The 24,721-nt window shown below is 72.2% G+C and carries 25 protein-coding genes; 10 read left to right on the top strand and 15 right to left on the bottom strand.

What is annotated here, in order from left to right; translation table 11 throughout:
* Positions 1-110: 110 nt before the first annotated feature.
* A complete protein-coding gene (locus CDN99_RS20955; protein WP_088386847.1) occupies positions 111-494 on the top strand; it encodes a VOC family protein in 384 nt (127 codons plus the stop codon).
* A 67-nt stretch (positions 495-561) separates the two neighbouring features.
* Here CDN99_RS20955 and CDN99_RS20950 read toward each other — a convergent pair whose 3' ends face one another.
* On the bottom strand, positions 562-1,884 hold the full coding sequence (locus tag CDN99_RS20950) for an NAD(P)/FAD-dependent oxidoreductase (RefSeq protein ID WP_088386846.1): 1,323 nt from the start codon (positions 1,882-1,884) through the stop codon (positions 562-564).
* A 62-nt stretch (positions 1,885-1,946) separates the two neighbouring features.
* On the opposite strand from CDN99_RS20950, the gene CDN99_RS20945 reads away from it, so the two are divergent.
* Positions 1,947-2,639, top strand: a complete 693-nt coding sequence (locus CDN99_RS20945) for a helix-turn-helix transcriptional regulator (protein WP_088386845.1) — start codon at positions 1,947-1,949, stop codon at positions 2,637-2,639.
* A 125-nt stretch (positions 2,640-2,764) separates the two neighbouring features.
* Here the strand turns inward: CDN99_RS20945 and CDN99_RS20940 are convergent, their stop codons facing one another.
* Entirely contained in the window at positions 2,765-3,847 is a 1,083-nt protein-coding gene (locus CDN99_RS20940; protein ID WP_088386844.1) for an acyltransferase family protein, read from the bottom strand.
* Between the two features lie 164 nt (positions 3,848-4,011).
* Positions 4,012-4,581, bottom strand: coding sequence for an SRPBCC family protein (locus tag CDN99_RS20935; RefSeq protein ID WP_088386843.1), 570 nt, complete (start codon positions 4,579-4,581; stop codon positions 4,012-4,014).
* Between the two features lie 51 nt (positions 4,582-4,632).
* Between CDN99_RS20935 and CDN99_RS20930 the strand changes: the two genes are divergently transcribed.
* Positions 4,633-5,640, top strand: a complete 1,008-nt coding sequence (locus CDN99_RS20930; protein WP_088386842.1) for an XdhC family protein — start codon at positions 4,633-4,635, stop codon at positions 5,638-5,640.
* A gap of 6 nt (positions 5,641-5,646) precedes the next feature.
* On the opposite strand, the gene CDN99_RS20925 is transcribed toward CDN99_RS20930, so the two are convergent.
* Positions 5,647-6,264, bottom strand: coding sequence for a DUF6515 family protein (locus tag CDN99_RS20925; protein ID WP_088386841.1), 618 nt, complete (start codon positions 6,262-6,264; stop codon positions 5,647-5,649).
* A 297-nt stretch (positions 6,265-6,561) separates the two neighbouring features.
* On the opposite strand from CDN99_RS20925, the gene CDN99_RS20920 reads away from it, so the two are divergent.
* A complete protein-coding gene (locus tag CDN99_RS20920; RefSeq protein ID WP_088386840.1) occupies positions 6,562-7,239 on the top strand; it encodes a glutathione S-transferase family protein in 678 nt (225 codons plus the stop codon).
* Position 7,240: 1 nt separating this feature from the next.
* On the opposite strand, the gene CDN99_RS20915 is transcribed toward CDN99_RS20920, so the two are convergent.
* The 8 genes from CDN99_RS20915 to CDN99_RS20880 form a co-directional block, all read right to left on the bottom strand.
* Positions 7,241-7,966 carry a cytochrome c family protein gene (locus CDN99_RS20915; protein ID WP_158218911.1) on the bottom strand — a complete coding sequence of 242 codons (726 nt, stop codon included), beginning with the start codon at positions 7,964-7,966 and terminating at the stop codon, positions 7,241-7,243.
* A gap of 263 nt (positions 7,967-8,229) precedes the next feature.
* A complete protein-coding gene (locus CDN99_RS20910) occupies positions 8,230-10,653 on the bottom strand; it encodes a penicillin acylase family protein (protein WP_088386838.1) in 2,424 nt (807 codons plus the stop codon).
* 16 nt (positions 10,654-10,669) lie between these two features.
* Positions 10,670-11,293, bottom strand: coding sequence for a response regulator (locus CDN99_RS20905; protein ID WP_088386837.1), 624 nt, complete (start codon positions 11,291-11,293; stop codon positions 10,670-10,672).
* A 216-nt stretch (positions 11,294-11,509) separates the two neighbouring features.
* Complete coding sequence (locus CDN99_RS20900) at positions 11,510-13,015, bottom strand: ABC transporter substrate-binding protein (protein WP_088386914.1); 1,506 nt, start codon at positions 13,013-13,015, stop codon at positions 11,510-11,512.
* Between the two features lie 8 nt (positions 13,016-13,023).
* Positions 13,024-13,770, bottom strand: coding sequence for an ABC transporter ATP-binding protein (locus tag CDN99_RS20895; RefSeq protein WP_088386836.1), 747 nt, complete (start codon positions 13,768-13,770; stop codon positions 13,024-13,026).
* Entirely contained in the window at positions 13,767-14,747 is a 981-nt protein-coding gene (locus CDN99_RS20890) for an ABC transporter ATP-binding protein (protein ID WP_088386835.1), read from the bottom strand. Before CDN99_RS20890 ends, CDN99_RS20895 begins: the two co-directional genes overlap by 4 nt.
* Positions 14,744-15,553, bottom strand: a complete 810-nt coding sequence (locus CDN99_RS20885) for an ABC transporter permease (RefSeq protein WP_088386834.1) — start codon at positions 15,551-15,553, stop codon at positions 14,744-14,746. Before CDN99_RS20885 ends, CDN99_RS20890 begins: the two co-directional genes overlap by 4 nt.
* The gene (locus tag CDN99_RS20880; protein ID WP_088386833.1) at positions 15,550-16,512 is read right to left on the bottom strand and encodes an ABC transporter permease; all 963 of its coding nucleotides are present in this window, start codon (positions 16,510-16,512) and stop codon (positions 15,550-15,552) included. The genes CDN99_RS20885 and CDN99_RS20880 overlap by 4 nt, the downstream gene beginning before the upstream one ends.
* Before the next feature lie 188 nt (positions 16,513-16,700).
* Here CDN99_RS20880 and CDN99_RS20875 point away from each other — a divergent pair, with 188 nt between their 5' ends.
* The gene (locus CDN99_RS20875) at positions 16,701-17,390 is read left to right on the top strand and encodes a cistern family PEP-CTERM protein (RefSeq protein WP_141100898.1); all 690 of its coding nucleotides are present in this window, start codon (positions 16,701-16,703) and stop codon (positions 17,388-17,390) included.
* Between the two features lie 145 nt (positions 17,391-17,535).
* Entirely contained in the window at positions 17,536-17,934 is a 399-nt protein-coding gene (locus CDN99_RS29770; RefSeq protein WP_088386831.1) for an Abi family protein, read from the top strand.
* A gap of 16 nt (positions 17,935-17,950) precedes the next feature.
* Here CDN99_RS29770 and CDN99_RS20865 read toward each other — a convergent pair whose 3' ends face one another.
* Positions 17,951-19,297 carry an MATE family efflux transporter gene (locus CDN99_RS20865; protein WP_088386830.1) on the bottom strand — a complete coding sequence of 449 codons (1,347 nt, stop codon included), beginning with the start codon at positions 19,295-19,297 and terminating at the stop codon, positions 17,951-17,953.
* A 264-nt stretch (positions 19,298-19,561) separates the two neighbouring features.
* On the opposite strand from CDN99_RS20865, the gene CDN99_RS20860 reads away from it, so the two are divergent.
* Positions 19,562-19,933 (top strand): glyoxalase superfamily protein, encoded by a 372-nt coding sequence (locus tag CDN99_RS20860; RefSeq protein ID WP_088386829.1) that lies wholly within the window; start codon positions 19,562-19,564, stop codon positions 19,931-19,933.
* Here CDN99_RS20860 and CDN99_RS20855 read toward each other — a convergent pair.
* On the bottom strand, positions 19,914-20,177 hold the full coding sequence (locus tag CDN99_RS20855) for a hypothetical protein (RefSeq protein ID WP_088386828.1): 264 nt from the start codon (positions 20,175-20,177) through the stop codon (positions 19,914-19,916). The genes CDN99_RS20860 and CDN99_RS20855 overlap by 20 nt on opposite strands.
* A gap of 210 nt (positions 20,178-20,387) precedes the next feature.
* Positions 20,388-21,551 carry a phospholipase A gene (locus CDN99_RS20850; protein WP_088386827.1) on the bottom strand — a complete coding sequence of 388 codons (1,164 nt, stop codon included), beginning with the start codon at positions 21,549-21,551 and terminating at the stop codon, positions 20,388-20,390.
* Positions 21,552-21,703: 152 nt separating this feature from the next.
* On the opposite strand from CDN99_RS20850, the gene CDN99_RS20845 reads away from it, so the two are divergent.
* The 3 genes from CDN99_RS20845 to CDN99_RS20835 all read left to right on the top strand — a co-directional run bounded on the left by CDN99_RS20845 (position 21,704) and on the right by CDN99_RS20835 (position 24,716).
* Entirely contained in the window at positions 21,704-23,101 is a 1,398-nt protein-coding gene (locus CDN99_RS20845) for a hypothetical protein (protein WP_088386826.1), read from the top strand.
* A gap of 333 nt (positions 23,102-23,434) precedes the next feature.
* A complete protein-coding gene (locus CDN99_RS20840) occupies positions 23,435-24,319 on the top strand; it encodes an N-acetylmuramic acid 6-phosphate etherase (protein ID WP_088386913.1) in 885 nt (294 codons plus the stop codon).
* 34 nt (positions 24,320-24,353) lie between these two features.
* Positions 24,354-24,716: a transposase gene (locus tag CDN99_RS20835; protein WP_088386825.1), complete on the top strand. Its 363-nt coding sequence runs from the start codon at positions 24,354-24,356 to the stop codon at positions 24,714-24,716.
* The last annotated feature ends 5 nt before the right edge of the window (positions 24,717-24,721 follow it).

Raw genomic sequence — 24,721 nt, 5'->3', positions numbered from 1 at the left:
GCGCGACATCGTCCTACGACCGAATGCGGCCAGCAGGAGACGATGCCCCGCCCACGAGGGACAGCCGTCCCCCGCGCCACTGTCCACGATCAACGCCCGGGAACCCCGCCATGAACTTCGCCTACACCATCGTCTACGTCGCGGAGGTGCCGGCCTCGCTGAGCTTCTTCGAGCAGGCCTTCGGCCTGACGCGGCGCTTCCTGCATGAATCGGGCGCCTACGGCGAACTGGAGACCGGCGCCACGACGCTGTCCTTCGCCCGCCACGACATCGCCCGCGGCAACCTCGGCCAGGACTACCGCCGCGCCGACGACGGCGCGCCGCTGGGCATGGAGATCGGCCTGTCCACCACCGACGTGCCGGCCGCCTACGCCCGCGCGCTGGGTGCCGGGGCGCAAGGCCTGACCCCGCCGACGACCAAGCCCTGGGGGCAGGTGGTGGCCTATGTGCGCTGCCCCGACGGCACGCTGGTCGAGATCTGCACGCCGATCTGAGCGGGCGTCCGCCCGCCCTCGCGACCGGGCATGCCGCGGGGCCACCGCCCTCGCGCCCGATCGAACCTCAGGCCTCGTCCTGCCTCAGGCCCCCCTTGGGCTCCACGACGATGCGCGCGTGGCGCTGGAAGGTGAAGTAGGCCCAGGCCCAGTCGGCGAAGACCCGGACCCGGTTGCGGAAACCGATCAGGAAGTACACGTGGACGAAGAGCCAGAACAGCCATGCCGCGAAGCCGCTGAACTGGATCGAGCCCAGATCGGCGACCGCGGCCTTGCGGCCGATGGTCGCGAGGTTGCCGTAGTCGCGGTAGCGGAACGGCGGCTCCGCACGCCCGTTCATGCGCGCCAGGATCTGCCGCGCCGCGTGCCGGCCGGCCTGCTTGGCGCCGGGGCTGACGCCGGGCACCGGCTTGCGGGTGCCGTCCTTCTCCAGGCTGGTCGCGGCGGCCATGTCGCCGACGACGTAGACCTCGGCGTGCCCAGGGATGTTCATGTGCTCGTCGACGATCACCCGCCCGGCGCGGTCCAGCGGCACGTCCAGCGTGCGCGCCAGCGGCGACGCGGCCACGCCCGCGGCCCAGACCTTGGTCCGCGCGGCGATGCGCTCCCGGCCGCCGTCGGCGGTCTGCAGGTCCACGCCCGCCTCGTCGATGCCCACGACCCGGCAGCCGACCCGCACCTGCACCCCGAGCCGCTCCAGCTGCGCCTTCGCCTGCGCGGACTGCTCCGGCTTGAACGCCGCCAGGATCCGCTCCGAGCCTTCCACCAGCAGCACCTGCGCGCGGCCGGGGTCGATGCGGCGGAACTCGTCACGCAGCGTGTGACGGGCGATCTCGGCCAGCGTGCCGGCCATTTCGACACCGGTCGGGCCGCCGCCGATGACGACGAAGTTCAACCAGGGCGCCCGGCTGGCGTCGTCGGGCAGGGTCTCGGCGCGCTCGAAGGCGCTGAGCAGCCGCGCGCGCAGCGTGAAGGCGTCGGCCAGGGTCTTCAGCCCGGGCGCGTGCTCCTGCCACTGGTCGTTGCCGAAATAGCTGTGGGTCGCGCCCGCGGCGACGATGAGCTGGTCGTAGGGAATGGCCTGGCCGTCGGCGAGGCGGACCTCGCGGCGCGCCTTGTCGATCGCCACGACGTCGGCCATCAGCACCGTCAGGTTGCGTTGGTGCCGGCGCATGTGCCGGATCGGCGCCGCGATCGCCGGCGCGGACAGGCCGGCGGTCGCGACCTGGTACAGCAGCGGCTGGAACAGGTGGTGGTTGCTGCGGTCCAGCAGCGTCACCCGCACCGGCGCGCCCTCGAAGACCTTGGTCGCCTCCAGGCCGCCGAAACCGCAACCGACGATGACGACATGGGGCAGTTCCGGGGAAGGCTTGGCGGTGTGGGCATCCATGCGACACATCCTAGCGGGGATGACGACCCGTACCCGTCATGCCCTTGGCTGACAATCGCCGGATGCGCCGCGCCGACCGCTTGTTCCAGATCGTCCAACTGATCCGTGGACGCCGCCTCACCACCGCCGAGTTCCTGTCCCAGCGGCTGGAGGTCTCGATCCGCACCGTCTACCGGGACGTGGCCGCGCTGCAGCAGCAGGGCGTGCCGATCGACGGCGAGGCGGGCGTGGGCTACCGCATGCGCGTGGGTTTCGAGCTGCCGCCGCTGATGTTCAGCGCGGAGGAGGCCCAGTCGCTGGTCGCCGCGGTGCGGCTGGCGCAGCCGCAGCTGGACGCGGTGCTCGGCCAGCGCGCCGAGGAGGCGCTCAGCAAGATCTTCGCGGTGCTGCCCGGCACCGCGCGCGCCGCGGCCGAGAGCCTGACCGTCTACGCGCCGCAACGCGGCCTGGACGACGCGACCCGCGAGCGCCTGACCCAGTTGCGCCTGGCCACGGAGTCCCGCACCAAGCTGCGCCTGCATTACCTGGACCTGAACGACCAGACCAGCACCCGCCTCGTGCGACCGCTGGCGTGTTTCTTCTGGGGCCCGGTGTGGACCTTCTCGGCCTGGTGCGAGTTGCGCGAGGACTTCCGCAGCTTCCGCGTCGACCGCGTGCAGCAGCTGGAACTGACCGAGGAGCGCTTCCGCGACGAGCCCGGCAAGACGCTGGCCGACCTGCAGCGCCACGAGAGCGCGCGCGAGAACTGGGCCTGAGGGAAGACGCCGGGACCCGGGCACCCGGCGCGAGGCTGGGTCACGAGGCGGCGCGAGGCGCTGGCGGGAACACCGAAGCGTCGCCGGCACATCGTGGCAGGAAGGACCGCACGAGGCGGCGCCGCTCAGCGGGTCGCGATCGGCGCCGGCAGCGCGGCGGCGCGTGGCCGCCAGCGCAACAGCGGCGCCTCGATCCAGCGATGGAAGGGCACGGCGGCCATGTTGCTCAGCAGCCAGGCGGCCAGCAGCGCCAGCGGGGCGAGCGCGTCCAGCATCGGGGCGGGGCTTTCGGCGCGGTGCTCGTAGACGGCGTTGACCAGCAGGCAGACCGGGAAGTGGACCAGGAACAGCGCATACGCATGGCGCGCCAGCGTCTGCAGGTGCTGCTGGACCCAGGCCGGGCCGGCGCCGCGGCGCCACAGCACGATCACGGCGGCGGTCAGCGTGGCCACCACCAGCCGCTCGCGGAACTGAAGCGCCAGCGCCGCCGCCATCAGCAGGCCCAGGGCGATCAGGCCGACGCGCCGGGCGGGCGTCGGCCAGCCCCGGCACCACCAGAGCAGCGCGCCCAGGCCGTAGGCGCCGAAGAAATAGATCGCGTAGGCATCCAGGGCGGCCATCCGGTTGAACTTCAGCAACGAGGCGGCGCAGAGCACGCCCACCACGGCGGGCGCGAGCCATTGCCGCGTCGCGCGCTTCAGCGGCAGCCAGCGCAGGCCCCACATCACCGCCAGCAGCAGCGCGAAGAGCTGGAAGTCGATGGCCACGTACCAGGCGCCGACCGTCAGCGCCTCGACCTCCACCAGGTCGTGCAGCAGCAACGCATGGGCCAGGACCTGGGTGAAGTGGACCTGCGTCGGCACCAGCTCCGGCAGCAGCGGCGCCACCAGCCAGGACACCGCCAGCGTCAGGCCCACCGCCGCCATGAACGGCGGCACCAGCCGCCAGTAGCGCTGTGCCAGCAGGGCCGGCGCGGACTGGCGCAGTTGCGCCTCCTGCGCCGACAACGCCCGCGCGCTCAGGTAGCCGCCCAGCACCAGGAAGATCTGCACCGCCATCCGGCCGTAGTCGTGGAACCAGCCCGACAACAGCGGAAACAGCCCGTGCATCGCCTCCGCGATCGGGCCATAGACGGACAGGTGGTGCAGCACGATCAGTTGCGCGGCAAGCGCGCGCAGTGCATCGAGCGGGAGGAGGCGTGAGGCCATCGGGAGCAGGCGGGAAAAACAAAGGCCACCGCGAGGTGGCCGTCAGGACGGGGCGGATTCTAGTGGCGAATCAAGGAGTTACGTCCCGGAACGTCCGCCTCGGCCGCCGCATGGCGCCCCGGCGCCACGGTGGGCCGGCGGCGGTCGTGGCGGCGTGGCGGCGCTCATCGCCTCGCGCGCGGACGCCGTTGGCGCGGCTTCGGCGGTGGGAACAGCGTCCCGTTGAACATGCCCGCGAACCAGCCCAGGTACCAGTCCAGCAACCGCTGCGGCCAGGGCTTGGGCGGCGGCGTCACCGGCTTGGGACGATCGGCCGGATGGCGGCGATCGACCGCCGCTTCGAAGGCCGCCAGGCGGGCCCGGAGCAGGTCGAGGCCGACGATCTTGGACGGCACCTGGCGCTCGGCCTGGATCACCAGGGCGACATGCACCAGCGTGCGGTAGGCGCCGAGCGACTCCAGCCGGAACTGCGCCTGCCCGGTCGCTCCGCCGGTGCGCGGGCCCTGCCCCTCGAAGCTCAGGCGGAGCCGGCTCGGGCGCTCGATGTCGAGCAGCAGCACGCGGCCCTCGAAGCCGGGCAGCGCCAGCGCGAACGAATGGGCCGCGTCGCCAGCAGCCAGGCGCGCGTCGGCGGGCAGGCTGTCGACGAGCAGCGTCAGATCGTGCAGCGCGTTCCAGGCGGTCGCCTGCGACACGGGCAGGACGAGGTCGGCATTCAGGGCAAGGGTGGGCATGGGCGGATTGTCCGCCCGGCAGGCGGGAACGGAATTCGCTATGGTGCGCGCATGGACAACATGGACCTGCAGGTGCTGCGTCAGGTGCAGCAATGGCACGACGCCGATCATCGCGTCGTGCTGGGCACGATCACGCGGACCTGGGGCTCCGCGCCGCGTCCGGTCGGATCGATCGTCGCCGTGCGATCGGACGGGATGATCGCCGGCTCGGTCTCCGGCGGCTGCATCGAGGACGACCTGGTGGCCAGGATCCGCGAGGGCGCGCTGACGCTCAAGGCGCCCGAGCTGATCCGCTACGGCGTCGGCGCGGAGGCGGCGCAGCGCTTCGGCCTGCCGTGCGGCGGCACGTTGGAGCTGATGCTGGAGCCGGTCGGCGCGGGCTCCTCGATCGCGGCGCTGCTGGAGCGGCTCTCTCGCGGCGAGCGGGTGCTGCGGACGCTGGACCTGACCACGGGCGTGGTGACGCTGACCGAGCCGCCCGCCCATTCACGCGACGGCGCGGACCGGCTGGTGCTGAGCGGGACGCGGATGGTCACGCACCATGGGCCGCAATGGCGACTGCTGATCATCGGCGCCGGACAGATGAGCCAGTACCTGGCGCAGATGGCGCTGGCGCTCGACTACCAGGTGCAGGTCTGCGACCCGCGCGACGACTATCCATGGACCCTGCTGGCGGCGCCGCTGACGCGGGACATGCCGGACGACGTGGTCCAGCGCCTCGACCCCGACGGACACACGGCGATCGTGGCGCTGACCCATGATCCCAAGCTCGACGACCTGGCGCTGATGGAGGCGCTGCGCAGCCCGGCGTTCTACGTCGGCGCGATCGGCTCGCGCGTCAATCAGGCCAAGCGCCGCGCGCGGTTGAAGGAGCACTTCGACCTCAGCGACGCGCAGCTGGACCGGCTGCATGGACCGGTCGGCCTGCACATCGGCGCCCGCACGCCCCCCGAGATCGCGCTGGCGATCCTGGCCCACATGACGGCGGAACGCTACGGCGTGCAGGTCAGCAGCAGCGCGGTGCCGACGGGCGGGGCGGAGGCGGGGTGCGTGGTGTGAGCGCCCTCACCGCATGCTGTACCCACGCCCATCCATGCAGGCCTCGACCGCGCGATTGAAGATGCCGGCGTCGTTCATCGCCGACGGCTGCGTGGTGGCCCAGCGGTTGCAGGTCTGGCGGTCGGCCTCGGTCTGCTCCGGGCTCTGACCATTGCGCGGATAGATGATCGGATCGGGCCGCGGCGGCGCGACCGGTGCCGGTTGCGCGGCATCGGCGCCGGGGGGCGGGGCGACGACGACGTAGCCCGGGCCGGGCGACGCCACCGCGTAGTACGCGCCGTTGGCGTAGTAGTAGGGCAGGCCGCCGATGCGCAGCGACACGTAGGCCGACGGCAGGATGGGCACCACGAATCCGATCGGCGGCAGGATGACGCGGTAGCTCGGGCCCCACGGCTGGTACCAGACCCCACCGTGATACCAGTAGCGGTTGCCGACGAACATCGCGCCAGACGGCAGGCCGCGCGAGACATAGCCCGGCGACGGGTAGTAGTGGTCGTGGTGATACCGGGCATCGAAGTGCAGGCCGATCTCGGCCCGCGGACCGGGGCCCCCGTGATGCTGGGCGGACGCCAGCCCCGAGCCCAGGGCCAGCACGACGGGAATCAGCCAACGAAGCTTGTTCATGATGGAAGCGCCGGACAGCGCGCGCGTGAGTTCAGGTGGGTATTCAACGCCGGCCCGCTCCGGACCGTCTACGGGGGGCGGTTTCGCAGCGGTAAAGATCCATTGCTCACGGCGCCCCACCCCGCCGCGCGCGGCATTCCTGCGCCCGCGCGGATCGGCGATGATGCGCGCCGTCGCGGCGACCGGCCGCGCATCGACGACGTCTTCACGACGGGCTCACGCCGCCGTCACGACGCCCTCGGCCTCATCGCCCGCTGCGGCTTTTTCCATCGAGTCCTCCCCCGACGCCTCGCCACCATGATCGAGCTCTACTACTTCCCCAGCAACGCCAGCTTCGCGCCCCACGTGGTCCTGAACGAGTTGGGCGTGCCGTTCCAGCTGCGGCTGGTCGACCGCGACAAGGGCGAGCACAAGGCGCCCGAGTTCCTGGCGATCAATCCCAACGGCCTGCTGCCCGCGCTGCGCGACACGCGCGACGCCGTCGCGGGTGACGGCCAGGGCGACCTGGTCTTCTTCGAGACCGCCGCGATCCTGCTGCACCTGGCCGACACGCATCCCGACGCCGGCCTGATGCCGCCGCTGGGCACCGCCGCCCGCGCGCAGGCCTACAAGTGGCTGATGTGGCTGACCAACACGCTGCAGCCGACCATCATCAGCTACTACTACCCCGACCGTTTCGTCGCGCCCGGCAACACCGCCGGCAGCGCCGAGGTCAAGCAGCAGGCGCAGGTCCGCGCCAGCGCGCAGCTCGACCTGCTGGCGGCGGAGTTCGACCGCCACGGCGGTCCGTGGCTGCTGGGCGAGCGCTACTCGGTGCTGGACCCGTTCGCCTTCATGCTGTGCCGGTGGACTCGCAACTTCGCCGATCCGGCGCGCGGTCGACCCGCGTTGGCGGCATTCCTCGCGCGCATGGCGGAGCGCCCCGCGCTGCTGCGCACGATGGCGAGCGAGGCCCTGCCGCAGCCCTGGTACTGACCTAGCGCGCCGGCGTCCCCGGCGGCAACGCGCGCAGATAGTCGTACAGACGCTGCGCGATCGCGGCCCGCTCCGCGGCGGGCATGCCCTCGGCCAACGCCGGCATCGTAGTGCCGGGCCGCACCGCGGCCGGCTCCAGCAGCCAGCGCCGCCAGGTCGCCGCGTCGTAGCCCTTCACGACGACGTCGAGATCCAGCGGCATCTTGTCGCCGCCGTAGCCGCGGACGCGGTGGCAGCTCAGGCAATGCGTGCGCGCGAGATCGGCGGCGCCCGCATAGGTCGCCGCCAGGTCGCCAGGCAACAGCGCGCGCATCGACGACGGTCCCACACGGACCGTCGTCACCTGGTAGGGCCACAACGCGCCGCCTTCGGCCTGCAGCGCCTTCGACGCGCGGTTGTCCCACACGAGGTAATACGGGCCCAGCGGCACCTGCCGCTCGCCCTGCAGGTGGTTGTCCACCTCGAACGCACGCCCGTCCGCGCGCGCCGTCACCAGCCAGGCGCGGTGCTGGGCGAAACGCTCGACCGGAATGCGCGACACGAAACCGTCGAGAGCCCTGAACTCCAGCTCCTGCCCCGGCGCGCGCCAACCCGCGCCCAGCACGCGCGTCAGCACGGCGCCGGCCTCGAAGCCGACGTAGCGGACCTCGGGCATGCGGCCGTCGCGCGCCAGATGAGGCTCCAGCACGGTGACGGTCAGCGGCGCCAGGCCTGGCTTGTCACCCAAGGGCGCGCGCAGGGCCGCCGATGGAGGCAAGTCCCTCGGCGCGACCGATGTCGATGTCGATGTCGATGCCGATGCCGATGCCGATGCCGATGCCGATGCCGCGGAGGGTACGGCCGAAACGGCGGGCGTACCGGTCGCCACCGGCGAGGCGCTCTTGGCAGTCGACGTGATCGGACTCGAGGCGGCCATCACGGCCACCGACGCCATCGCGCCGACGACCGCGACCGACGCGGCCCGCAAGTGCCGCCCGGCCCGCCCCACCGTCATGGCTTCAGCACCAGGTGCCCGCGCGCATGCGCCTGCACGTCGGCCTCCGTCAGCCACTCGCGCCGGTACTGCCCCTTCGCGAGCAGCGGGGCCTGATCGTCGTAATGCGGATCGGGCCAGACGCCGCTCTGCCCGACCGGATTGACGCCCAGCGCCTCCTGCGGCTTCGCGAAGTCGATCAGGCGGCGCGTCGATGGCCCGTAGGTCACCGGCCACGGCCCGTCGCCGTTGCGCTGCGCGAGGTTGTTGGGCACCTCGTGACCGCCGGGCACCGGGAAGGGGCCGACGTTGAAGATCCGGTCCAGCGGTTTCTGCTTGCCGAGCGGATGCTCGTGGGTCAGCGTGTGCACCTTGTCCCAGCGCCACTGCGCGCTATCGGGTCCCATCGTCCGCTGCAGATGGGCCAGCGCGGACTTCCACGCCTGCCGCACGATGTCGGCCTGGGTCTCGCGCTGCGGCGTCGAGCGGTTGTCCCACCAGGGCGAGTCCGCGTCGGCCGTCAGCCGAGGCAGCGCCTGGTCGAGCGCGCGGGTGCGGCGCAGGTTCTCGAACTGCGCCTCGCCGAGTTCGTCCTTCATCGCGGCGCGCAACAGCTCGGCGGTGAATTGCTGGAACAGCACCGGCGCCAGCGCATCGGCGCGATACGCGCCGTTCCAGCGCACCAGCGCCTCCACCAGCGGCTGCTCCTCCACCGACGCCGCGCCGCGCAGCAGCGGGACCAGCGGCCGCAGCACGCGCGGGCCGTAGTCGGTCTGCACGTCGAGCTGCAGCGCCTGGCTGTTCTGCGTGTCCCAGCGCTTGCCCTGGTTGAGCAGCCCGTCGAGGCGACGTCCCCGCTCCGGCAGGTTGTAGTAACCGGGCACCGGCGTCGTCGAATGCGGCTGGAAGTTGGCCGACACGATGTAGCCGCGCGCCGGGTTCTCCTCCTGCGGATTGGCGGAGAACGGCAGGAAGCCGAGCTTGTCGGCCTCCGCCGTCGCGCCGTCGAGGATGAAGGTCGGGTTCACGCCCTCGGGCCGGATCGGCAGTTTGGCGGCCGCCCACCAGCCGATGTCGCCCGCGGCATTGGCCCAGACGATGTTCAGACCCGGCGCGTGGATCAGGCTGGCCGCCTCGCGCGCCTTGTCCAGCGTGTCGGCGCGGCCCAGCTGATAGAACGCGTCGAGCACCGGGTTCTCGGTCTCCAGGAAGGCCCACCACAGCGCGATCGGACGCTCGCCCCGGTCGCCCGGGACGGCGTCGTTGATGATCGGCCCGTGGGGCGAGCGGCGCAGCGTCAGGATCTGGTCCGGCTGGCCCTTGACCTTGAGGACCTCCTGCCGCGCCGTCATCGGCACCCAGCGGTCGTGGACCCAGACCTCGTTCGGATTGGCCGGGTTGATCTTCTCGGCGATCAGGTCGACGTCGTCGTTCTGGAACATCGTCAGGCTCCACCCGAAGCGCTGGTTGTGTCCCAGCAGCGCCATCGGATTGAGCGCGAGGTGATGGCCGTAGAGCTCGAACTGCGGCGTGCGCAGGTGGGCCTCCCACCAGACGGCGGGCGCCGAGTACGCGATGTGCGGATCACCGGCCAGCAGCGGCTTGCCGCTGGCGGTGCGCGTGCCCGAGACCACCCAGGCATTGCTGCCCTCGAACTGCGGCAGCCCGGCCAGCTCCGCGGCGCGGTCCCCGGCGGCGGCCAGCCGCAGCAGCAGGGGCGCGGCCTTGCCCAGGCTGTTCAGCGCCTGCGGCTCCAGCACACCCTGCGGCTTCCAGTCGAGGTCGAAGATGCGCAGGTAGTCGGGACCGAGCTGGTCGCGGATGGCCGTCAGCGCCGGCTCGGTGCGGAACGCGGCGGCGAAGCTGTAGGCCAGGTAGCCGGCCACGCTGAGCGTGTCGGCGGGGGTGAACGGCCGCTTGGGGATGCCGAGGATCTCGAACTCCAGCGGCGCCGGACGCGTCGCCTGGTACTGGTTGACGCCGTCGAGGTAGGCCTGCAGCGCGCGGTAGGCCGCCCCCTGCGAACCGGCTTGGGCGTCGGCCTGGGCCGCGGCAGCGGCCGCCTGCGCGGCCAGCGTGTCGGCCCGCTCGCGGATGCCGAGGGTGCGGAACAGGCGGTCGGTCTCCACCAGCTTGGGGCCGAGCACCTCGGCCAGTTCGCCGCGGGCCAGGCGCCGCAGCATCTCCATCTGGAACAGCCGGTCCTGCGCATGCAGGTAGCCCAGCGCGCGGTAGAGGTCGGCCTCGTTGCGGGCGTCGATGTGGGGCACGCCCCATTCGTCGTAGAGGACCTGCACCGGAGCGCTCAGGCCGGCGAGCCGCAGCTCGCCATCGCGCTGCGGCAGCTTGGCCCGCACATGCCAGGTCAGGCCGGCCGCGCCCAGCGCGACCAGCACCGTCAACGCGATCGCGCCGCGCTTGAGCCAGCGGCCGACGCTCATGGCAGCGTCCCGGGGGTCATGAGCGGGCCGGTTGCCGCAGTTGGGCGAGCGCCTCGACGCGCTTGAGCAGCTCGCGATCGTTCCAGGGCTTCTGGAACATGCCGTACAGGCCCTGGATCTGGTGCAGCCGGGCGTGCAGTTCCTCGTGGCCGCTGATGGCGATGATGGGCATGTCCTCGGTCTCCAGCGCGCCCTGCACCGCCTTGATCAGCCCGAAGCCGTCCATGTTGGGCATCTCCAGGTCGGTGACCAGCACGCCGAAGCGGGTCTGGCCCAGCAGCTCCAGCGCCTCGACGCCGTCGCGCGCGGCGACCACCGCATGGCCGGCCTCGCTGAACAGCTTCAGCAGCTTGGCGCGCACGACGGCGGAGTCGTCCACCACCAGGATGGGTAGACGCTCCGCCGGCGCGGGCGCCGCGACGGGGGGAACGGGCGCGGCCGGCACCGGGGGCGTGCGCGACTCGGCGGCCGACGGCGCCCGCTCCGGGCCGGACATCGGCCGGGGCGCGGGCGGCGGCACGCCGACGTCGCGATGGTCGCCGCGGCGCACCGTGATGATGATGATCACGATGGCCAGCGGGACGGCGATCAGCAGGGGCAGCAGAAACGGCTGCAGGGTCTCGGGCAAATCAAACGGCATGCGGCACTCCGACTCCTCCTCCGGACCGGGCACGCTACACCGCCCGGGGGAGCCACTGTAGAGGAAAAGCCCTCTCACTTGATGGCCGGTGCATGACGCCCGACGAGCAAACGACGTTCAGGCCGCCGTTGACGTTGGCGCGCCACGGCGCGGCCTTCGTTCCCACGCGCCGCGACCGGGCCGGGCCGGGCCGCCTTGTTCCTGTTCTGTTCCGGCTCAGGTCCAGCTCAATGCCGACAGGTCGTTCACGAACAGCGGGGTGCGTGTCCACAAGCCCTTCAGGCCGGCGCGCGCCACGGTGATCCATTGCGGCTGGTACAGGAACGCGGCGACCGCGTCCTGCGCCACGAGCCGCTGCGCGTCGGCGAACAGCCGGGCGCGTTGCGCCGGATCGGCGCTGGCCAGCATGCGCTCGTACAGCGCGTTGAACGCGGTGCTGCGATAGCCCCAGTAGTAGCCGGGCCGGGCGAAGTTGCCGAAGTCGTAGGGCTCCACGTGCGAGATCAGCGTCAGGTCGTAGGCCTTGTTGCCGTAGACGCTGGAGAGCCACTGTGCCCACTCGATGTTCTCGATCCTGACGGCGATGCCGACAGCGGCCAACTGCGCCGCGATCAGTTCGCCGCCCTGGCGCGCATAGGGCACTGGCGGCAGCTTCAACGACAGGCGCAGGCCGGTCGCCCCGGCCTGCGCCAGCAACGCCTTGGCCGCGGCCGGGTCGTAGGCGTTGATCGCGGTGCAGTCGACATAGCCGGGCGTGTCCGGCGTGACGAAGCTGCCGATGGGCACGCCGTAGCCGTCGGCGCTGGCCTGGATGACCGCCTTGCGGTCGATGGCCATCGCGATGGCGCGGCGCACGCGCACGTCGCCGAGCGGCGCGCGCTGATGGTTGATCGCCAGGATCGTCTTGGCCCGCGACGACGCGGAGATGACCTGGAAACGCCCGGGCTGCGCCTTGAACTGCGACAGCGCGCGGGCGGCGGCGACACGCGGGAAGACGTCGACATCCCCCGCCAGCAGCGCCGCCACCTGCGCGGCGGGCTCGCCGATGAAGCGGAACTGCGCGCGCGGGATGCGGATCGCCGCCGCGTCGCGGAAGCCGGGCCAGGCGGCCAGCGTCAGGCTGGCGCCACGCTGCCACTGGGCGACGCGGTACGGGCCGGTGCCGACCGGGCTTTGCGCGTTGCCTGCGGCGCTTTTCGGCTCGACGATCACCGCGGTCGACTGGCCGAGCAGCTCGGGCAGCGCCGGCTCCGGCACCTTCAGCGTCAGCACGACGGTCATCGGATCGGGCGTGGCGATCGCGGCGAAGTTCTCGAAGACGCGACGATCCTTGTTGACGCTGTCCGCCGCGCCCGCGCGCTCGAAGCTGAACCGCACCGCGGCCGCATCGAACGCCGCGCCGTTGTGGAAGCGGACGTTGGGCCGCAACACGAAGGTCCAGGTCCGCTGGTCGGGCGAGACACGCCAGCTCAGCGCCAGCATCGGCCGCGCGGTGCCGTCCTCGGCGATCCTGGTCAACGGCTCCAGCACGTTGTAGAGCACCACCTCGCCGATCGCGGCGGCGGCGCCGGCGGTCGGGTCCAGGCCCGGCGGCTCCAGCGTCATGCCCAGCACCAGCGCCCGGGCGGCGTTGCCCTGGGCCCGGGCGGGCAGGCTCATCGCGGCGCCGAGCGCGGTGCTCGCGGCGCCCAGGGTCAGGCTGTTGAATCGGCGTCGGTCCATGGCGCGGATCATGCCAAAGCGGCCAGCAGATCCCGTGTGTACGGATGTCGCGGTTCGCCCAGCACCTGCGCGGCCGTGCCCTGCTCGACGGCCTCGCCGCCGCGCAGCACCAGCGCGTGATCGCACAGCACCTCGACGGCGGCCAGGTCGTGGCTCACCAGCACCAGGCTGATGCGCTCGCGCCGCTGCAGGTCGCGCAGCAGTTCGAGGATCTGCGCCTGCACCGACACGTCCAGCGCCGACAGCGGCTCGTCCGCGACGATCAGCCGGGGCTGCGTCGACAGCGCCCGCGCGATCGCCAGCCGCTGGCGCTGGCCGCCGGAGAACTGATGCGGGAAACGCAGCGCGGCGTCAGGCTCCAGCCCGACCGCGATCAGCACCTCCGCCACCCGCGCGAGGCGTTGCGCCTCGGTCATCGCGCGCGACGCCAACGGCTCCATCACGCTGCGGCCCACGCGCCAACGCGGATCCAGCGACCCGTAGGGATCCTGGAACACCATCTGCACCCGCGACCGCAACGCACGCCGGGCCGCTGCCGGCAGGGCGTTGACATCCTCGCCGGACCAGAGCACCCGGCCGTCCCGCGGGCGCTCCAGCGCCATCAGCAAACGCGCGAGCGTGCTCTTGCCCGCGCCGGACTCGCCGATCACGCCCAGCGATTCGCCCGCCGGCAGCGTGAAGGCGATGTCGCGCAGGACCTGGCGCCCGCCATACCGCTGGCCCAGGCCGCGGACCTCCAGCAAGGGCGCGGTCATGACGCCACCTCCCAGCAGGCGAGACGGCCGTCGAAGGATGGCGGATCGACGGCGCAGCGCGCGGTCGCCAGCGGACAGCGCGACGAGAACGGGCAGCCGTCGCCGAGCTGCGCCAGCGCCGGCACGTTGCCCCTGAGCGGATGCAGCGTCTGGTCGCGCCCGCCGCCCAGCCTCGGTCGCGCCGCCCACAGCGCCTGCGTGTACGGGTGCCGCGGATGGTCGAGCAGCGCCGATGCCGCGCCCTGCTCCATCACCCGGCCGCCGTAGAGGATCGCGATGCGGTCCACGCGACGCGCGGTCAGCGCCAGGTCGTGGGAGATGAGCAGCAACCCCATGCCGCGCTCGGCGACCAGCTCGCGCAGCAGGTCCAGCACCTGCACGCGCAGCCGCGCGTCGAGCGCGGTGGTGGGCTCGTCGGCGATCAACAGGTCGGGCGCCGCCGCGAGCGCCATCGCGATCAGCGCGCGCTGGCGCTGACCGCCCGACAGTTCATGCGGATAGGCGCTCGCCTGGCGCTCGTCCAGCCCCACCCGGTCCAGCAATGCCATCGCGCGCGCCCTGGCCGCGTCGCGGTCCGGCGCCAGGCCATGCAGCCGGATCGGCTCCATCACCTGGGCCACCACGCGCTGCAGCGGATTGAGCGCCGTGAGCGGTTCCTGGAACACCATCGCGACACGACGGCCCCGCAGCCCGCACCAGCCGTCTTCATCGAGCGTCAGCAGCGCGCGGCCGTCGAGCGCCACATGGCCGCGGACCTCGGCGCCCTCGGGCAACAGGCCCATGATCGCCAGCGCCGTCAGCGTCTTGCCGCTGCCGGATTCGCCGATCAGCGCGAGGCGCTCGCCACGCTCGACGGTCAGGTCGAGCCCACGCAGCGCGTGCAGCCGCGCACCGCCCCGCCCGGGCAGCCACACCTGCAGGTCGCGGACCTCCAGCAGCGGGGGGGCCGCCGCGCGGCCGGTGGCGGTGGCGCTCATCGCGGCTGCTCCTTCGGATCGAGCCGGTCGCGCAGACCATCCCCGAGCAGGTTCAGGCCCAGCACCGCCAGCGTGATCGCGACGCCGGGCGCGATGGCGAGCTGGGGGGCCTCGAACATCAGCGTCTGCGCCTCGGCCAGCAAGCGGCCCCAGCTGGCTTGCGGCGGCTGCGTGCCCAGGCCGAGGTAGGAGAGCCCGGCCTCCGCCAGGATCGCCAGCGCGAAGCTGGTCGTGCCCTGCACGATCAGCAGCGGCAGCAACTGCGGCAGCACGTGGCGCAGGGTGATCGCCACCTTGCCCCGGCCGGCGACGCGCGCGGCGAGTACGAAGTCCCGCGTCCACCAGCTCTTCGCGCTGCCGTTGACCAGCCGTGCGAAGGACGGCACCGCGTGCAGGCCGATGGCCACCATCGCGATGGTCATGCCGGGCCCCAGCGCCGCGGCCAGCAGGATCGCCAGCAGCAACGCGGGGAAGGCGTAGCCCAGGTCCGCGCCGCGCAGGATCAGCGCCTCGACCCAGCCGCGACGCGCGGCGGCCAGCAGGCCCAGCGCGGTGCCGCCGATCAGCCCGAGCCCGACCGCCACCACGCCCACCAGCCAGGCGCTGCGCGCCCCGGCCATCAGGCGACTCAACACGTCGCGGCCGAGCTGGTCGCAGCCCAGCCAATGCGCGCCGCTGGCGGGCGCGAGCCGCCGCGCCATGTCGATCTGCTCCGGCGGCCACGGCGTCCAGGCCAGCGACAGCAGCGCGACCAGCAGCAGCAGGACCGTCAGCGCGGCGCCCAGGACGAAGGCGGCGCGCTTCATGCCTCGGTCCGCGCGCGCAGGCGCGGGTCGATCCAGCCGTGCAGCAGGTCCACGGCGAAGTTGATCAGCAGCACCAGCGCGGCGAGCAGCATCACGCCGTTGCGCACGACGATCAGGTCGCGGTTGGCGATCGCCTGCGCCATCAGGCGGCCGAGGCCGGGCAGCGTGAAGACGTTCTCGATGACGATGGTGCCGGCCAGCAGGTTGGCGAACTGCAGCCCGCCGAGCGTCAGCAACGGGATCGCGGCATGGCGCAGCCCGTGGCGCCAGAGCGCCGCGCGGCGGCTCAGGCCCTTGGCGCGGGCGCTGCGCATGAAGTCCTCGCGGGCGATGTCGAGCAGCGCCGAGCGCGCGATGCGCGCCAGGATCGCGGCCTGCACCAGCGCCAGCGCGATGGCGGGCAGCAGCAGCGCGCGCAGGCCGGGCCACACCCCGCCGCCGAGGTCCTCGCTCCAGCCGGGGAAACCGCCGGCGTCGACCCACCGCAGCTTCACCGCGAAGGCCATCACCAGCAACATGCCCAGCCAGAAGCTGGGCACCGCCAGCCCGAGCTGCGTCAGGCCCATCACGAGGTGATCGCCGACGCGGCCCTGGTGGCTCGCGGCCCACCAGCCCGCAGCCAGCGCCAGCACGACGGTCAACGCCATGGCCAGCAACGCGAGCGGCAAGGTGAGCGCGAGGCGCTCGCGCAGCAGATCGGCGACCGGCGCGCCATAGGAATAGGACAGGCCGAGGTCGCCGCGCGCCAGGCCCGCGAGCCAGTCCAGATAGCGATGCCATGCCGGTTGGTCCAGGCCCAGCTGGCGGGCGAGCGCATCGACGGCTTCGGGAGGCGCCTCGGGTCCCATGATCAATTGGGCGGCGTTGCCGGGCAGCCAGTCGAGCGCGCCGAAGATCAGCGCCGACGCGGCCAGCAGCGTCAACAGCAGCACGCCCAGGCGCTTGAGGAGGTAGGTCATCGCGGCCGGATCATAGGGGGGCGCCTCGGCGCCGAACCGGCCCGCCGGTGTCGCCGTTTTTTACACATCCATTGCCGCATTTATCAGATTTCGTTGCGAATCAAGGGTTTACCAGCATGGCTCGATTCATGCGTGCGGGGTGGGCAGGGAGTCCATAGCCACGTGCATCATCCGAAGAAGGATTGATCATGAAGCCAATGATCCGTTGGGCCGCCGTCGCCGCGGCTACCTGCGCCTTCGCCGCGCAGGCCGGCGCCAGCCCCGTCGTGTTCTCGGCGCTGAACCAGAGCGACACGCTCCTGTTCAGCGCCAGCCAGGACGGCGCCACCCTGAACGCCACCGTCAAGTTCACCCTCACCAGCTGGACGGCCACGTCCGCGACCTTCGCCACCGTCGTCACCAACAGCTCGTCCGGCGCGGGCGGCAACACGTTGATGTCTTTCGGCATCGACACGGTGACGCCCACGCTGACCGGCGCGTCGACCAGTTCCCCCGCCTGGAGCGCCGGCATCAACGCCACGCTGCCCAGCTTCCAGAAAGTGGACCTGTGCATCTGGGACAGCAACAACTGCTCCGGCGGCAACATCAACGACGGCCTGGGTGAAGGCGCTTCGGCCAGCTTCAACCTCCTGCTGACCACCAGCGGCAACTTCCTGCAGGGCATCACCTTCGCCAGCCCCTACGGCATCAAGTTCCAGGACGTGGGCAGAACCGGCCAATCGTTCGAGTTCGCCGGCTGCATCCAGGGGCAGGACGGCTGCGGCGGCGCCACGACCGGCGGGACCACCGTGCCGGAGCCCAACGTTCTGGCGCTGATCGCCATCGGCGCGCTCGCGGCCGGCCTGACCCGGCGCACGCCGTCCGCGCGGCGCGCCTGATCGGCCTCCCGGCCCGCGGGACCCGGCTGCGCGCGCGGGCGCGCCGGCCGGCGATGCGCCATGGCCGGCGCGCCATGCGCCTGGCAGTCCGTGAGCGGCCGGCTTCGCCTGTCATCCTCCCAGGACAGGATCGGCGCACCGATGGATCCGCTCGTGCGCATCGGACGCTCCGTCCGCGGCGGCACAGCTCGGCGTGAATCATCCGGCTGTCCTCACATCGTGGATGCACGCATTCAATGTGACGAGAAATCGAGCGGCCCATCACGCCCGACTCTGGAATCGAACGAATACCCGAGCACCGTTGCTTCCGCCTCTCGCGGCAAGCGGGGATCTGGCCTTCCTGCACGTTGATGAGCATGCCAGGAAGCGCTTGTTCGGCGTACTGTGTTGCATGCGGACGCTGCTCCGGGCCATTGCGAGTGAACTCGACTGGCACCGCCAACTGAAGGCGTTGATGTCCTCCTTCCCACGGACACCGACGCTGTCGATTCACGCCGCAGGTTTCCCGAGTGATTGGGAAACACTGCCGCTCTGGCGCGATTGAAGGGCAGCCGCTCGCCTCAGGCGATCCGCGACGCCCGCCTCAACCGCCGATGCACCGCCCTCGCCTGCGGCACCCAGCCCAGTCGGGCCCAGCGGCGCCACATCAGCAGGCCGCGGATCCACTCGTCCGCCGCGTAGGCGATCCACAGGCCGACCAGGCCCAGCCCGAGCACCTCGCCCAGCAGCCAGCTGCCGCCCGCCAGCACCACCAGCATCGATCCCGCGCCGACCATCACCGGGTACTTCGCGTCGCCCGCCGCGCGCAGCGCGTTGATGACGACCAGGTTGAAGGTGCGGCCCGGCTCCAGGATCACGGTGATCCACATCAGCACGACGGCGCTGGCCAGGATGGCGCGGTCCTGGGTGAACATCGTCAGCAGCCAGGGGGACGCCGCAGCGGCCGCCGCGGCGACGGCGACGCTGATCAACAACCCGCGCGCCAGCGCCCTGCGCACCAGGCGATGCGCCTCGTGCAGTTGCCCCGCGCCGATCAGGTGGCCCACGACGATCTCCGCCGCGAAGCCGGTCGCCAGGCCCGGCAGCAGCACGAAGTACATCAGCTGCGAGGTGTAGCTGTGCGCCGCCAACGCCGACGCGCCCAGGTGACCCGCCACCGCGATGCTCACCATGTAGGCCAGCCGGTAGGCGATGTTCTCCGCCGCGCCCGGCAGGCCGATGTGCAGCACCGCCGCCAGCTCGACCCGCGGCAGGCGCCACCAGTCCGATGCCTTCCGCCGCAGGCCGAGCCGGGCACGCCACAACCACACGTGCAGCCCCAGGCCCAGGCCCCGGCTGATCGCCAGCGCCACCGCGAAACCGGGCAGCCCCAACAGCGGCATCAGCAGCACCGCCAGCAGCAATTGCGCGACCTGCATCACCACCAGCACCATCAGCGTGTCACGGCTGCGCAGATGCGCGCGCATCACGCTCGCCATCGAGGCGTTCCAGGCGTCCAGCATCATCGCGGGCGCCAGCGCCATCAGGAACGGCTGGGACAGCGGCAGCACCTCCTCCGGTGCATTCATCAGGCGCAGCAGCGGGCCGGCGAAGACCAACGCCAGCAGCGCCGTGACGCCGCCCAGCCAGCTGCTGGCGCCGAGCGCGGCCCTGGCCGTCGCGTCCGCCACCGCGCGCCGGCCGCCGCCCAGCGCCTGCGTGATCACCACGCTGATGCCGGCGCCGATGATGCGGAACAGGATGAAGAGCGTGGCCGCCAGCTGATTCGCCAGCGCGAAGGCGGCGCCGGCGGGATCGGAGATCCGCGCCGCCAGGATCGTGCCGATCACGCCGATGGCGATGCCCAGGCAGAGCTCCAGAAACAGCGGCCAGGCCAGGGAGAACAGGCGGGGGGAGGGAGACGACATGAGGCGGCGGCAGGTGGCGAGGGTCGCTCCGCGAGCGCGGCGGGGCGACGCGCGGGATTCTCTCGTGGCCCCCGCGCGCCAGGGGCCGTAACCGCGATGAAACCGTCGAAGCGACGGCGTCGGCGGATGCAGCGGCGCGGATCTGTCGCGCCGGCACCACCCGGCACGCCAAAACGCCTCGCCACCCGACCGCTAGACTGGCGCGATCGCCGCATCGTTCTGGCGTCGTTGTCCCCGTCGTTCCCCTCATCCGGAGCCCCGGCCATGACCTTCACCGTCCAGCAGTCGATCCCGATCCTGCGCATCTTCGACATCGCCAAGGCCCGCGAGTTCTACCTCGACTACCTCGGCTTCGAGGTCGACTGGGAACACCGCTTCGACGACACCGCGCCGCTCTACATGCAGATCTCGCGGGGCGACTGGGTGCTGCACCTGAGCGAGCACCACGGCGATTCGACGCCCGGATCGGTGGTGCTGGTCCAGGTCCAGGATGTCGAGGCGCTGCATGCCGAGTTGTCCGCCAAGCACTATCGCTACCTGCGGCCCGGCATCGAGCACATGCCCTGGAACGCCAAGATGCTGCAGCTGATCGACCCGTTCGGCAACCGCCTGCGGCTCAACGAGTCCCTGGACTGACCGGCGCGGCGACCGGGCAGAACGGCTGGCCGCCGGCCAGGAAGGCGCGGCGCTCCTCGTCGCTGGCATGGCGCAGCACGTCCAGCTCCGCGCGGTCGCCATAGAGCTCGTCGAGCTCCTCCAGCAGCAGCGCGCGCACCGGTGCCTCTTCCGAAGGCGGCAGCGCGCGCACCCACTGACGGTCGCGCCCATCCAGGCGGTATCCCACCACCCAGATCACGCATGTATCGATGAACCCGGCCATCCGCGCAGCCTAGTCGAGGCGCCCGCGCAAGGCGATGGGGTCGCCCCGCCCGGATGCGCCATATTCATCGAATCGCCGCCCGCCGACACGCGCGGCCGGCCTCGCGGCCCGGGGCGACGCGTCAAGCGCCGGTGAAGCGCCCATCAAGCCCCCATCAAGCGCGGATGAAGGATGAATCAGGGATGGATCCGGAAGGGAGCGCGGCCCCGCTCATCGCCACTCGACCACCGACACGCCCACGCCGATGCGGGACTCGCGGAAGTTGTAGTCGATGAGGCTCTCCCCATAACCGCTGAAGAGCTGCAGGTAGCCGTGCAGTCCGCCGCCGATCGGGAACGCCCACTCCAGCTGCGCGGATCCGCGCGAGCGGTCGCCGCCGCGCAGGCTGTGGCGCGCCGTCAGCGCCAGCACGTTGCGACCGATCTTCTGCGTCACCAGCAGCTCGCCGCGGCCGATGTAGTCCTGGATGCCGGGGTTGTCGTCGCTGCCCGTGTTGAGGATGCGCCACCAGGGCCGGAAGCTGACCGTGGTTTCGTCGCGTTCCAGGCTCAGCTCGGCGATCGCGCGATTCCAGCTGCGCGACAGCGGCGCCGCGCGGCCGTTGGACTGGTGGTTGAAGCTCAGGCCAACCATGCTGGCCTTCCAGCCGAAGGGCAGCGCGATGTCGGTGCCGTGGGTCAGGATCAGCTCGGGCTCGTAGTTGGTCTCGCGGAACGGCCGCGACTCGCGACCGTTGTAGACCTGCCAGCGCGAGCTCTGCGTGTACGCGCCCCAGGCCGACAGCGTGCCGTGATCGTCCAGGGCCCAGATCTTGGACTTCAGGCTGACCTGGAACTTGGCCTCGTTCTTGTCCAGGTCCAGCGCGCTGACGACGCCGTTGTCGGGCGTCTCGGACTCCAGCAAGGCATGGTTGGTGCGTGACGCCCAAGACACCGGCAGCAGGTAGACCGGCTTGTAGGGGCGCGGCAGGAAGCGCGGCATCTGGTCCCGGCAGGACAGCTCCCAGCGTTCGGACAAGGTCGAGCCGAGGTAGTTGCGCGCGCTGCCCGACGCTTCGGGCAGGCGCGAGCAGGGATCGTCGGCGCGTGGCGAGCTGGCCGCGGCGGCGACCGGCAGCGCCGCGGGCACGGCCTGCACTGGCATCCGGACCGCGGCCGACGGCGGCGCCGCCTCCGGCGCGCGACCGTGCAGGCGGTCGTAGCAGGCAAGACGTGCCCCCGCGTCGGCGATGCCGATGCAGTCCGCCCGCGCGGCCGGCGACTCGCCCGGCGTCACGGCCATCTGCGCGCGCGCCGTCCCGGGCCAGGCGAGAGCGGCGGCAGCGGCCACCGCGACCGTCGCCACGGCCGGAGACATCCCTCGGATCGACTTCATGTAAGAACTCCCTCTGCCGCCGGCCCGGACCACCCCGCGCTCGCGCGAAGGGCTTCGAGTGCAAACGGCGTGCCCGCCCTCCGCCGCGGCGCGGGTCCGACAAGGCCGAGCAGGCCGCGGGTGCCATGCGCGGCGTCCCTAGAATCGCCCGCATGTTGCCGATCGCTCCCCTCGAAGCACCCGGGCCGCGCCGCCTGGGCGTGGCCCTGTCCGCCTTGCTGCTGGCCGCCTGCTCCCAACTGCCGACGACCGCGCCGGCGCCCGCCCCCTCGCCCGGCGGACCGTTCAGCCCGGCGGCGTTGCAGGCGCTGCGACCGGCGCAGTTCCGGTCGACGGTGGGCAGCTCGACCGAGGCTCAGGACCGCCTGACCCAGGACCGCGCGAAGATCCGGTCCGCCGTCACCGGCGCGGCGAGCGCGCCGCAGGATGCCGCCGCGCTGGGCGAGCTGGCGCGGGCGCTGCGGCTGGTCGCCCACTACCGGACCGACATCGACATCGCCCGCCCCGCCCTGCTCGCTTCGCTGCCGGCGCTGGACCGTCAGCCGACCGAGATCCAGCGTCCGCTGCTGACGGCCGCCTACACGCTGTATGCGGCCGACGCCGCGCCGCTGCTGCGCGACCTGCTGCCCCGGCTGGCGACGCCGCGCGAGTTCGCCATCGCCGCCTACGCCCTGATGCAGACGCGTCAGCCGGCGGACCTGGCGCTGATCCAGTCCCAGCTCGCGCAGCGTGATCGCGGCGAGCCGCGCCTGCAGGCCCTGGCCCTGGCGGTCGCCGCCGCGCAAGGCGTGGCGCAACCGGCGCGCCCACCGCTGGCCGACCTGCTGGCGGTGCGGCCGGGCTACCCGGTGGTGTTCAGCTTCCAGCGTCCGGGTCGGCAGCAGATGGGCCTGGCGCTGGTGCGGCAGGCCGACGGCCGCTTCGTGCGCCGGCCCGACGGCGGGCTCTTCAACATCGAGCAACTGGCGCTGTCCAGCAGCGGCCTGCCCGGCACGATCACGCTGGGCAACACGCCGCAGGGGCTGTTCACCATCCAGGGCGCCGGCCGCGCGGCGACCAACATCTGGATCGGGCCGACGCCTTACCTCCACACCAAGGTGCCGGGCGAAGCCAGCGTCGCCGAATACGAGCAACGCGCCCCCGGCCCGTACGAGCCGCCCTGGACGCTCGACCGCTACCGCGCGCTGCTGCCCGCCTCCTGGCGCGACTACGCGCCGCTGCAGGAAGCCTGGCTGGCCGGCCGCGCCGGGCGCGACGAGATGCTGATGCACGGCAGCACCATCGACCCGCGCTATTACGCCGGCAACCGCTTCTATCCCGGCACGCCGTCCGACGGCTGCCTGGTGGCGATGGAGTACTGGGCCCCCAACGGCACGATGGCGCACAGCGATCAGATCGCGCTGCTGCAGGCCTTCACGGCGCAGGGCCGCGATCGCGGCTACATGGTGCTGGTCGAGCTGGACGCGGGCCCGACGCCGGTCGCGCTGGCCGAAGTCATCGGCGCGGTGCTCGACGTCGAGGCGCGGACCTCGCCGACCGCCAGCCGCTGAGCCGCTGAGCCGACGCTGAATCCGCACGGCGCGATCACGATGACCGCGCAGGCCAGTCCCTCGTCGCCCGCCCGGCCCCGCCGAGGCGTCCGGCAGGCGGGCAGGCACCCCGCCGCTCCGCGGCGCCCGTGCTCCGGGTCCCTGTTGGCGTGCCGCGCGGCGCCGTTCGGGCCATCGGGCGATTACCGCCGGTTATGGCGCTCCCGATGCCTTTCATTGGCGACACCACTATGGGACCACTAGAGTAGGCCGCAGCCTGGGGCCCGTCGCGGTCCGGGCTGATCCTCCGCCCTCTCCGCCCCGCTTCCGTCCCGGCCTCGCGACATGCTCAACATCCTCAATACCGAGACGCCCAGTCTGCAACACCCCGACCTGGACCTGTACGACAGCGCCCGGCTGATGCAGGCGCTGGTCGACGACCAGCGGGCCGCCGTCGAGGCGGTGCGCGCGGCGGCCCCGGCCCTGGCCGCCGCGGTGGACGCCGCGCTGCCGCGCATCGCCGCGGGCGGCAGGCTGCTGTACGCGGGCGCGGGCACGTCGGGCCGGCTCGGCGTGCTGGACAGCGTCGAGCTGGTCCCGACCTTCTCCTGGCCGCGCGAGCGCGCGGTGGCGGTGCTGGCCGGCGGCGAAGGCGCGATGTTCGTCGCCGTCGAGGGCGCCGAGGACGACGAGCACCAGGGCCGCCGGGACATCGAGGTCCTGCAGCCCGGCCCCGACGACGTGCTGATCGGCATCGCCGCATCCGGCCACACGCCCTACGTGCTGGGCGCGCTGGCGGCCGGCCGCACGGCGGCCTGCCTGACGATCGGCGTGGCCAACAACCCCGGCGCCGCGGTGCTGGCCGCGAGCGAGCACCCGATCCTGCTGGACACCGGCAACGAGATCATCTCCGGCAGCACCCGGCTGAAGGCCGGCACGGCGCAGAAGATCGCGCTGAACAGTTTCTCCAGCGCGTTGATGGTCCGGCTCAACAAGGTCTACGGCAACCTGATGGTGGACATGAAGGCCACCAACGCCAAGCTGGTGCGCCGCGCGGTGGCGCTGACGATGCGCGCCGCCGGCGTCGACGAGGCGACCGCCCGCGAGGCGCTGGGCCGTTGCGACTTCAGCGTCAAGACGGCCGTCGTCATGCTGCTGAAGCAGCTCGACGCGCCGTCCGCGCTGGCGCTGCTGGGCCGCCACGACGGCAGCGTGCGGCGCGCGCTGGCCGGGCGCTGATCGGCCGCCCCGCCTACCCGCCGAAAGCCCGGACATGATGCGCGGCCTGCCCCGACGCGAGTACACGCTGGACTTCAAGCAAGACGCCGTCCGGCGCGCGCGGGAGCACGGCCCGTGCGCGACCGCGCGCGCGCTCGGGTTGCCCGAGCAGACGCTGCGCAACTGGATCCGCGCCGGGCTGGAAGGTCGCCCGGTCGGGGCCGAGCAGCCCGGCGCCGACATCACGCCCGCACGCATGGAGCAGACCCGCGCCCAGGCCGAGGAGGCGCGTCGGCATCGCCGCCAGTTGCTGCGCGACGGCGTGTCGCCACCACCGTCTCCGCAGCCGATGGTGCCGCCGCGGACGCAAGCGCTGCATTCCCCGATGCTGCCACTGCCCCGTTTGCACCGACACTGAGCTTC

The organism is Roseateles aquatilis (assembly GCF_002205645.1).
In the GTDB taxonomy this organism is placed as follows: Bacteria; Pseudomonadota; Gammaproteobacteria; order Burkholderiales; family Burkholderiaceae_C; genus Roseateles; species Roseateles aquatilis.
This window is presented reverse-complemented; position numbering and strand designations above follow the sequence as displayed.

What these genes read in the sequence shown, in the direction of transcription:
- CDN99_RS20955 (WP_088386847.1), top strand. Translation starts at nt 111, where the DNA reads ATGAACTTCGCCTACACCATCGTCTACGTCGCGGAGGTGCCGGCCTCG.
- CDN99_RS20950 (WP_088386846.1), bottom strand. Translation starts at nt 1,884, where the DNA reads ATGGATGCCCACACCGCCAAGCCTTCCCCGGAACTGCCCCATGTCGTC.
- CDN99_RS20945 (WP_088386845.1), top strand. Translation starts at nt 1,947, where the DNA reads ATGCGCCGCGCCGACCGCTTGTTCCAGATCGTCCAACTGATCCGTGGA.
- CDN99_RS20940 (WP_088386844.1), bottom strand. Translation starts at nt 3,847, where the DNA reads ATGGCCTCACGCCTCCTCCCGCTCGATGCACTGCGCGCGCTTGCCGCG.
- CDN99_RS20935 (WP_088386843.1), bottom strand. Translation starts at nt 4,581, where the DNA reads ATGCCCACCCTTGCCCTGAATGCCGACCTCGTCCTGCCCGTGTCGCAG.
- CDN99_RS20930 (WP_088386842.1), top strand. Translation starts at nt 4,633, where the DNA reads ATGGACAACATGGACCTGCAGGTGCTGCGTCAGGTGCAGCAATGGCAC.
- CDN99_RS20925 (WP_088386841.1), bottom strand. Translation starts at nt 6,264, where the DNA reads ATGAACAAGCTTCGTTGGCTGATTCCCGTCGTGCTGGCCCTGGGCTCG.
- CDN99_RS20920 (WP_088386840.1), top strand. Translation starts at nt 6,562, where the DNA reads ATGATCGAGCTCTACTACTTCCCCAGCAACGCCAGCTTCGCGCCCCAC.
- CDN99_RS20910 (WP_088386838.1), bottom strand. Translation starts at nt 10,653, where the DNA reads ATGAGCGTCGGCCGCTGGCTCAAGCGCGGCGCGATCGCGTTGACGGTG.
- CDN99_RS20905 (WP_088386837.1), bottom strand. Translation starts at nt 11,293, where the DNA reads ATGCCGTTTGATTTGCCCGAGACCCTGCAGCCGTTTCTGCTGCCCCTG.
- CDN99_RS20900 (WP_088386914.1), bottom strand. Translation starts at nt 13,015, where the DNA reads ATGGACCGACGCCGATTCAACAGCCTGACCCTGGGCGCCGCGAGCACC.
- CDN99_RS20895 (WP_088386836.1), bottom strand. Translation starts at nt 13,770, where the DNA reads ATGACCGCGCCCTTGCTGGAGGTCCGCGGCCTGGGCCAGCGGTATGGC.
- CDN99_RS20890 (WP_088386835.1), bottom strand. Translation starts at nt 14,747, where the DNA reads ATGAGCGCCACCGCCACCGGCCGCGCGGCGGCCCCCCCGCTGCTGGAG.
- CDN99_RS20885 (WP_088386834.1), bottom strand. Translation starts at nt 15,553, where the DNA reads ATGAAGCGCGCCGCCTTCGTCCTGGGCGCCGCGCTGACGGTCCTGCTG.
- CDN99_RS20880 (WP_088386833.1), bottom strand. Translation starts at nt 16,512, where the DNA reads ATGACCTACCTCCTCAAGCGCCTGGGCGTGCTGCTGTTGACGCTGCTG.
- CDN99_RS20875 (WP_141100898.1), top strand. Translation starts at nt 16,701, where the DNA reads ATGAAGCCAATGATCCGTTGGGCCGCCGTCGCCGCGGCTACCTGCGCC.
- CDN99_RS20865 (WP_088386830.1), bottom strand. Translation starts at nt 19,297, where the DNA reads ATGTCGTCTCCCTCCCCCCGCCTGTTCTCCCTGGCCTGGCCGCTGTTT.
- CDN99_RS20860 (WP_088386829.1), top strand. Translation starts at nt 19,562, where the DNA reads ATGACCTTCACCGTCCAGCAGTCGATCCCGATCCTGCGCATCTTCGAC.
- CDN99_RS20855 (WP_088386828.1), bottom strand. Translation starts at nt 20,177, where the DNA reads ATGGCCGGGTTCATCGATACATGCGTGATCTGGGTGGTGGGATACCGC.
- CDN99_RS20850 (WP_088386827.1), bottom strand. Translation starts at nt 21,551, where the DNA reads ATGAAGTCGATCCGAGGGATGTCTCCGGCCGTGGCGACGGTCGCGGTG.
- CDN99_RS20845 (WP_088386826.1), top strand. Translation starts at nt 21,704, where the DNA reads ATGTTGCCGATCGCTCCCCTCGAAGCACCCGGGCCGCGCCGCCTGGGC.
- CDN99_RS20835 (WP_088386825.1), top strand. Translation starts at nt 24,354, where the DNA reads ATGATGCGCGGCCTGCCCCGACGCGAGTACACGCTGGACTTCAAGCAA.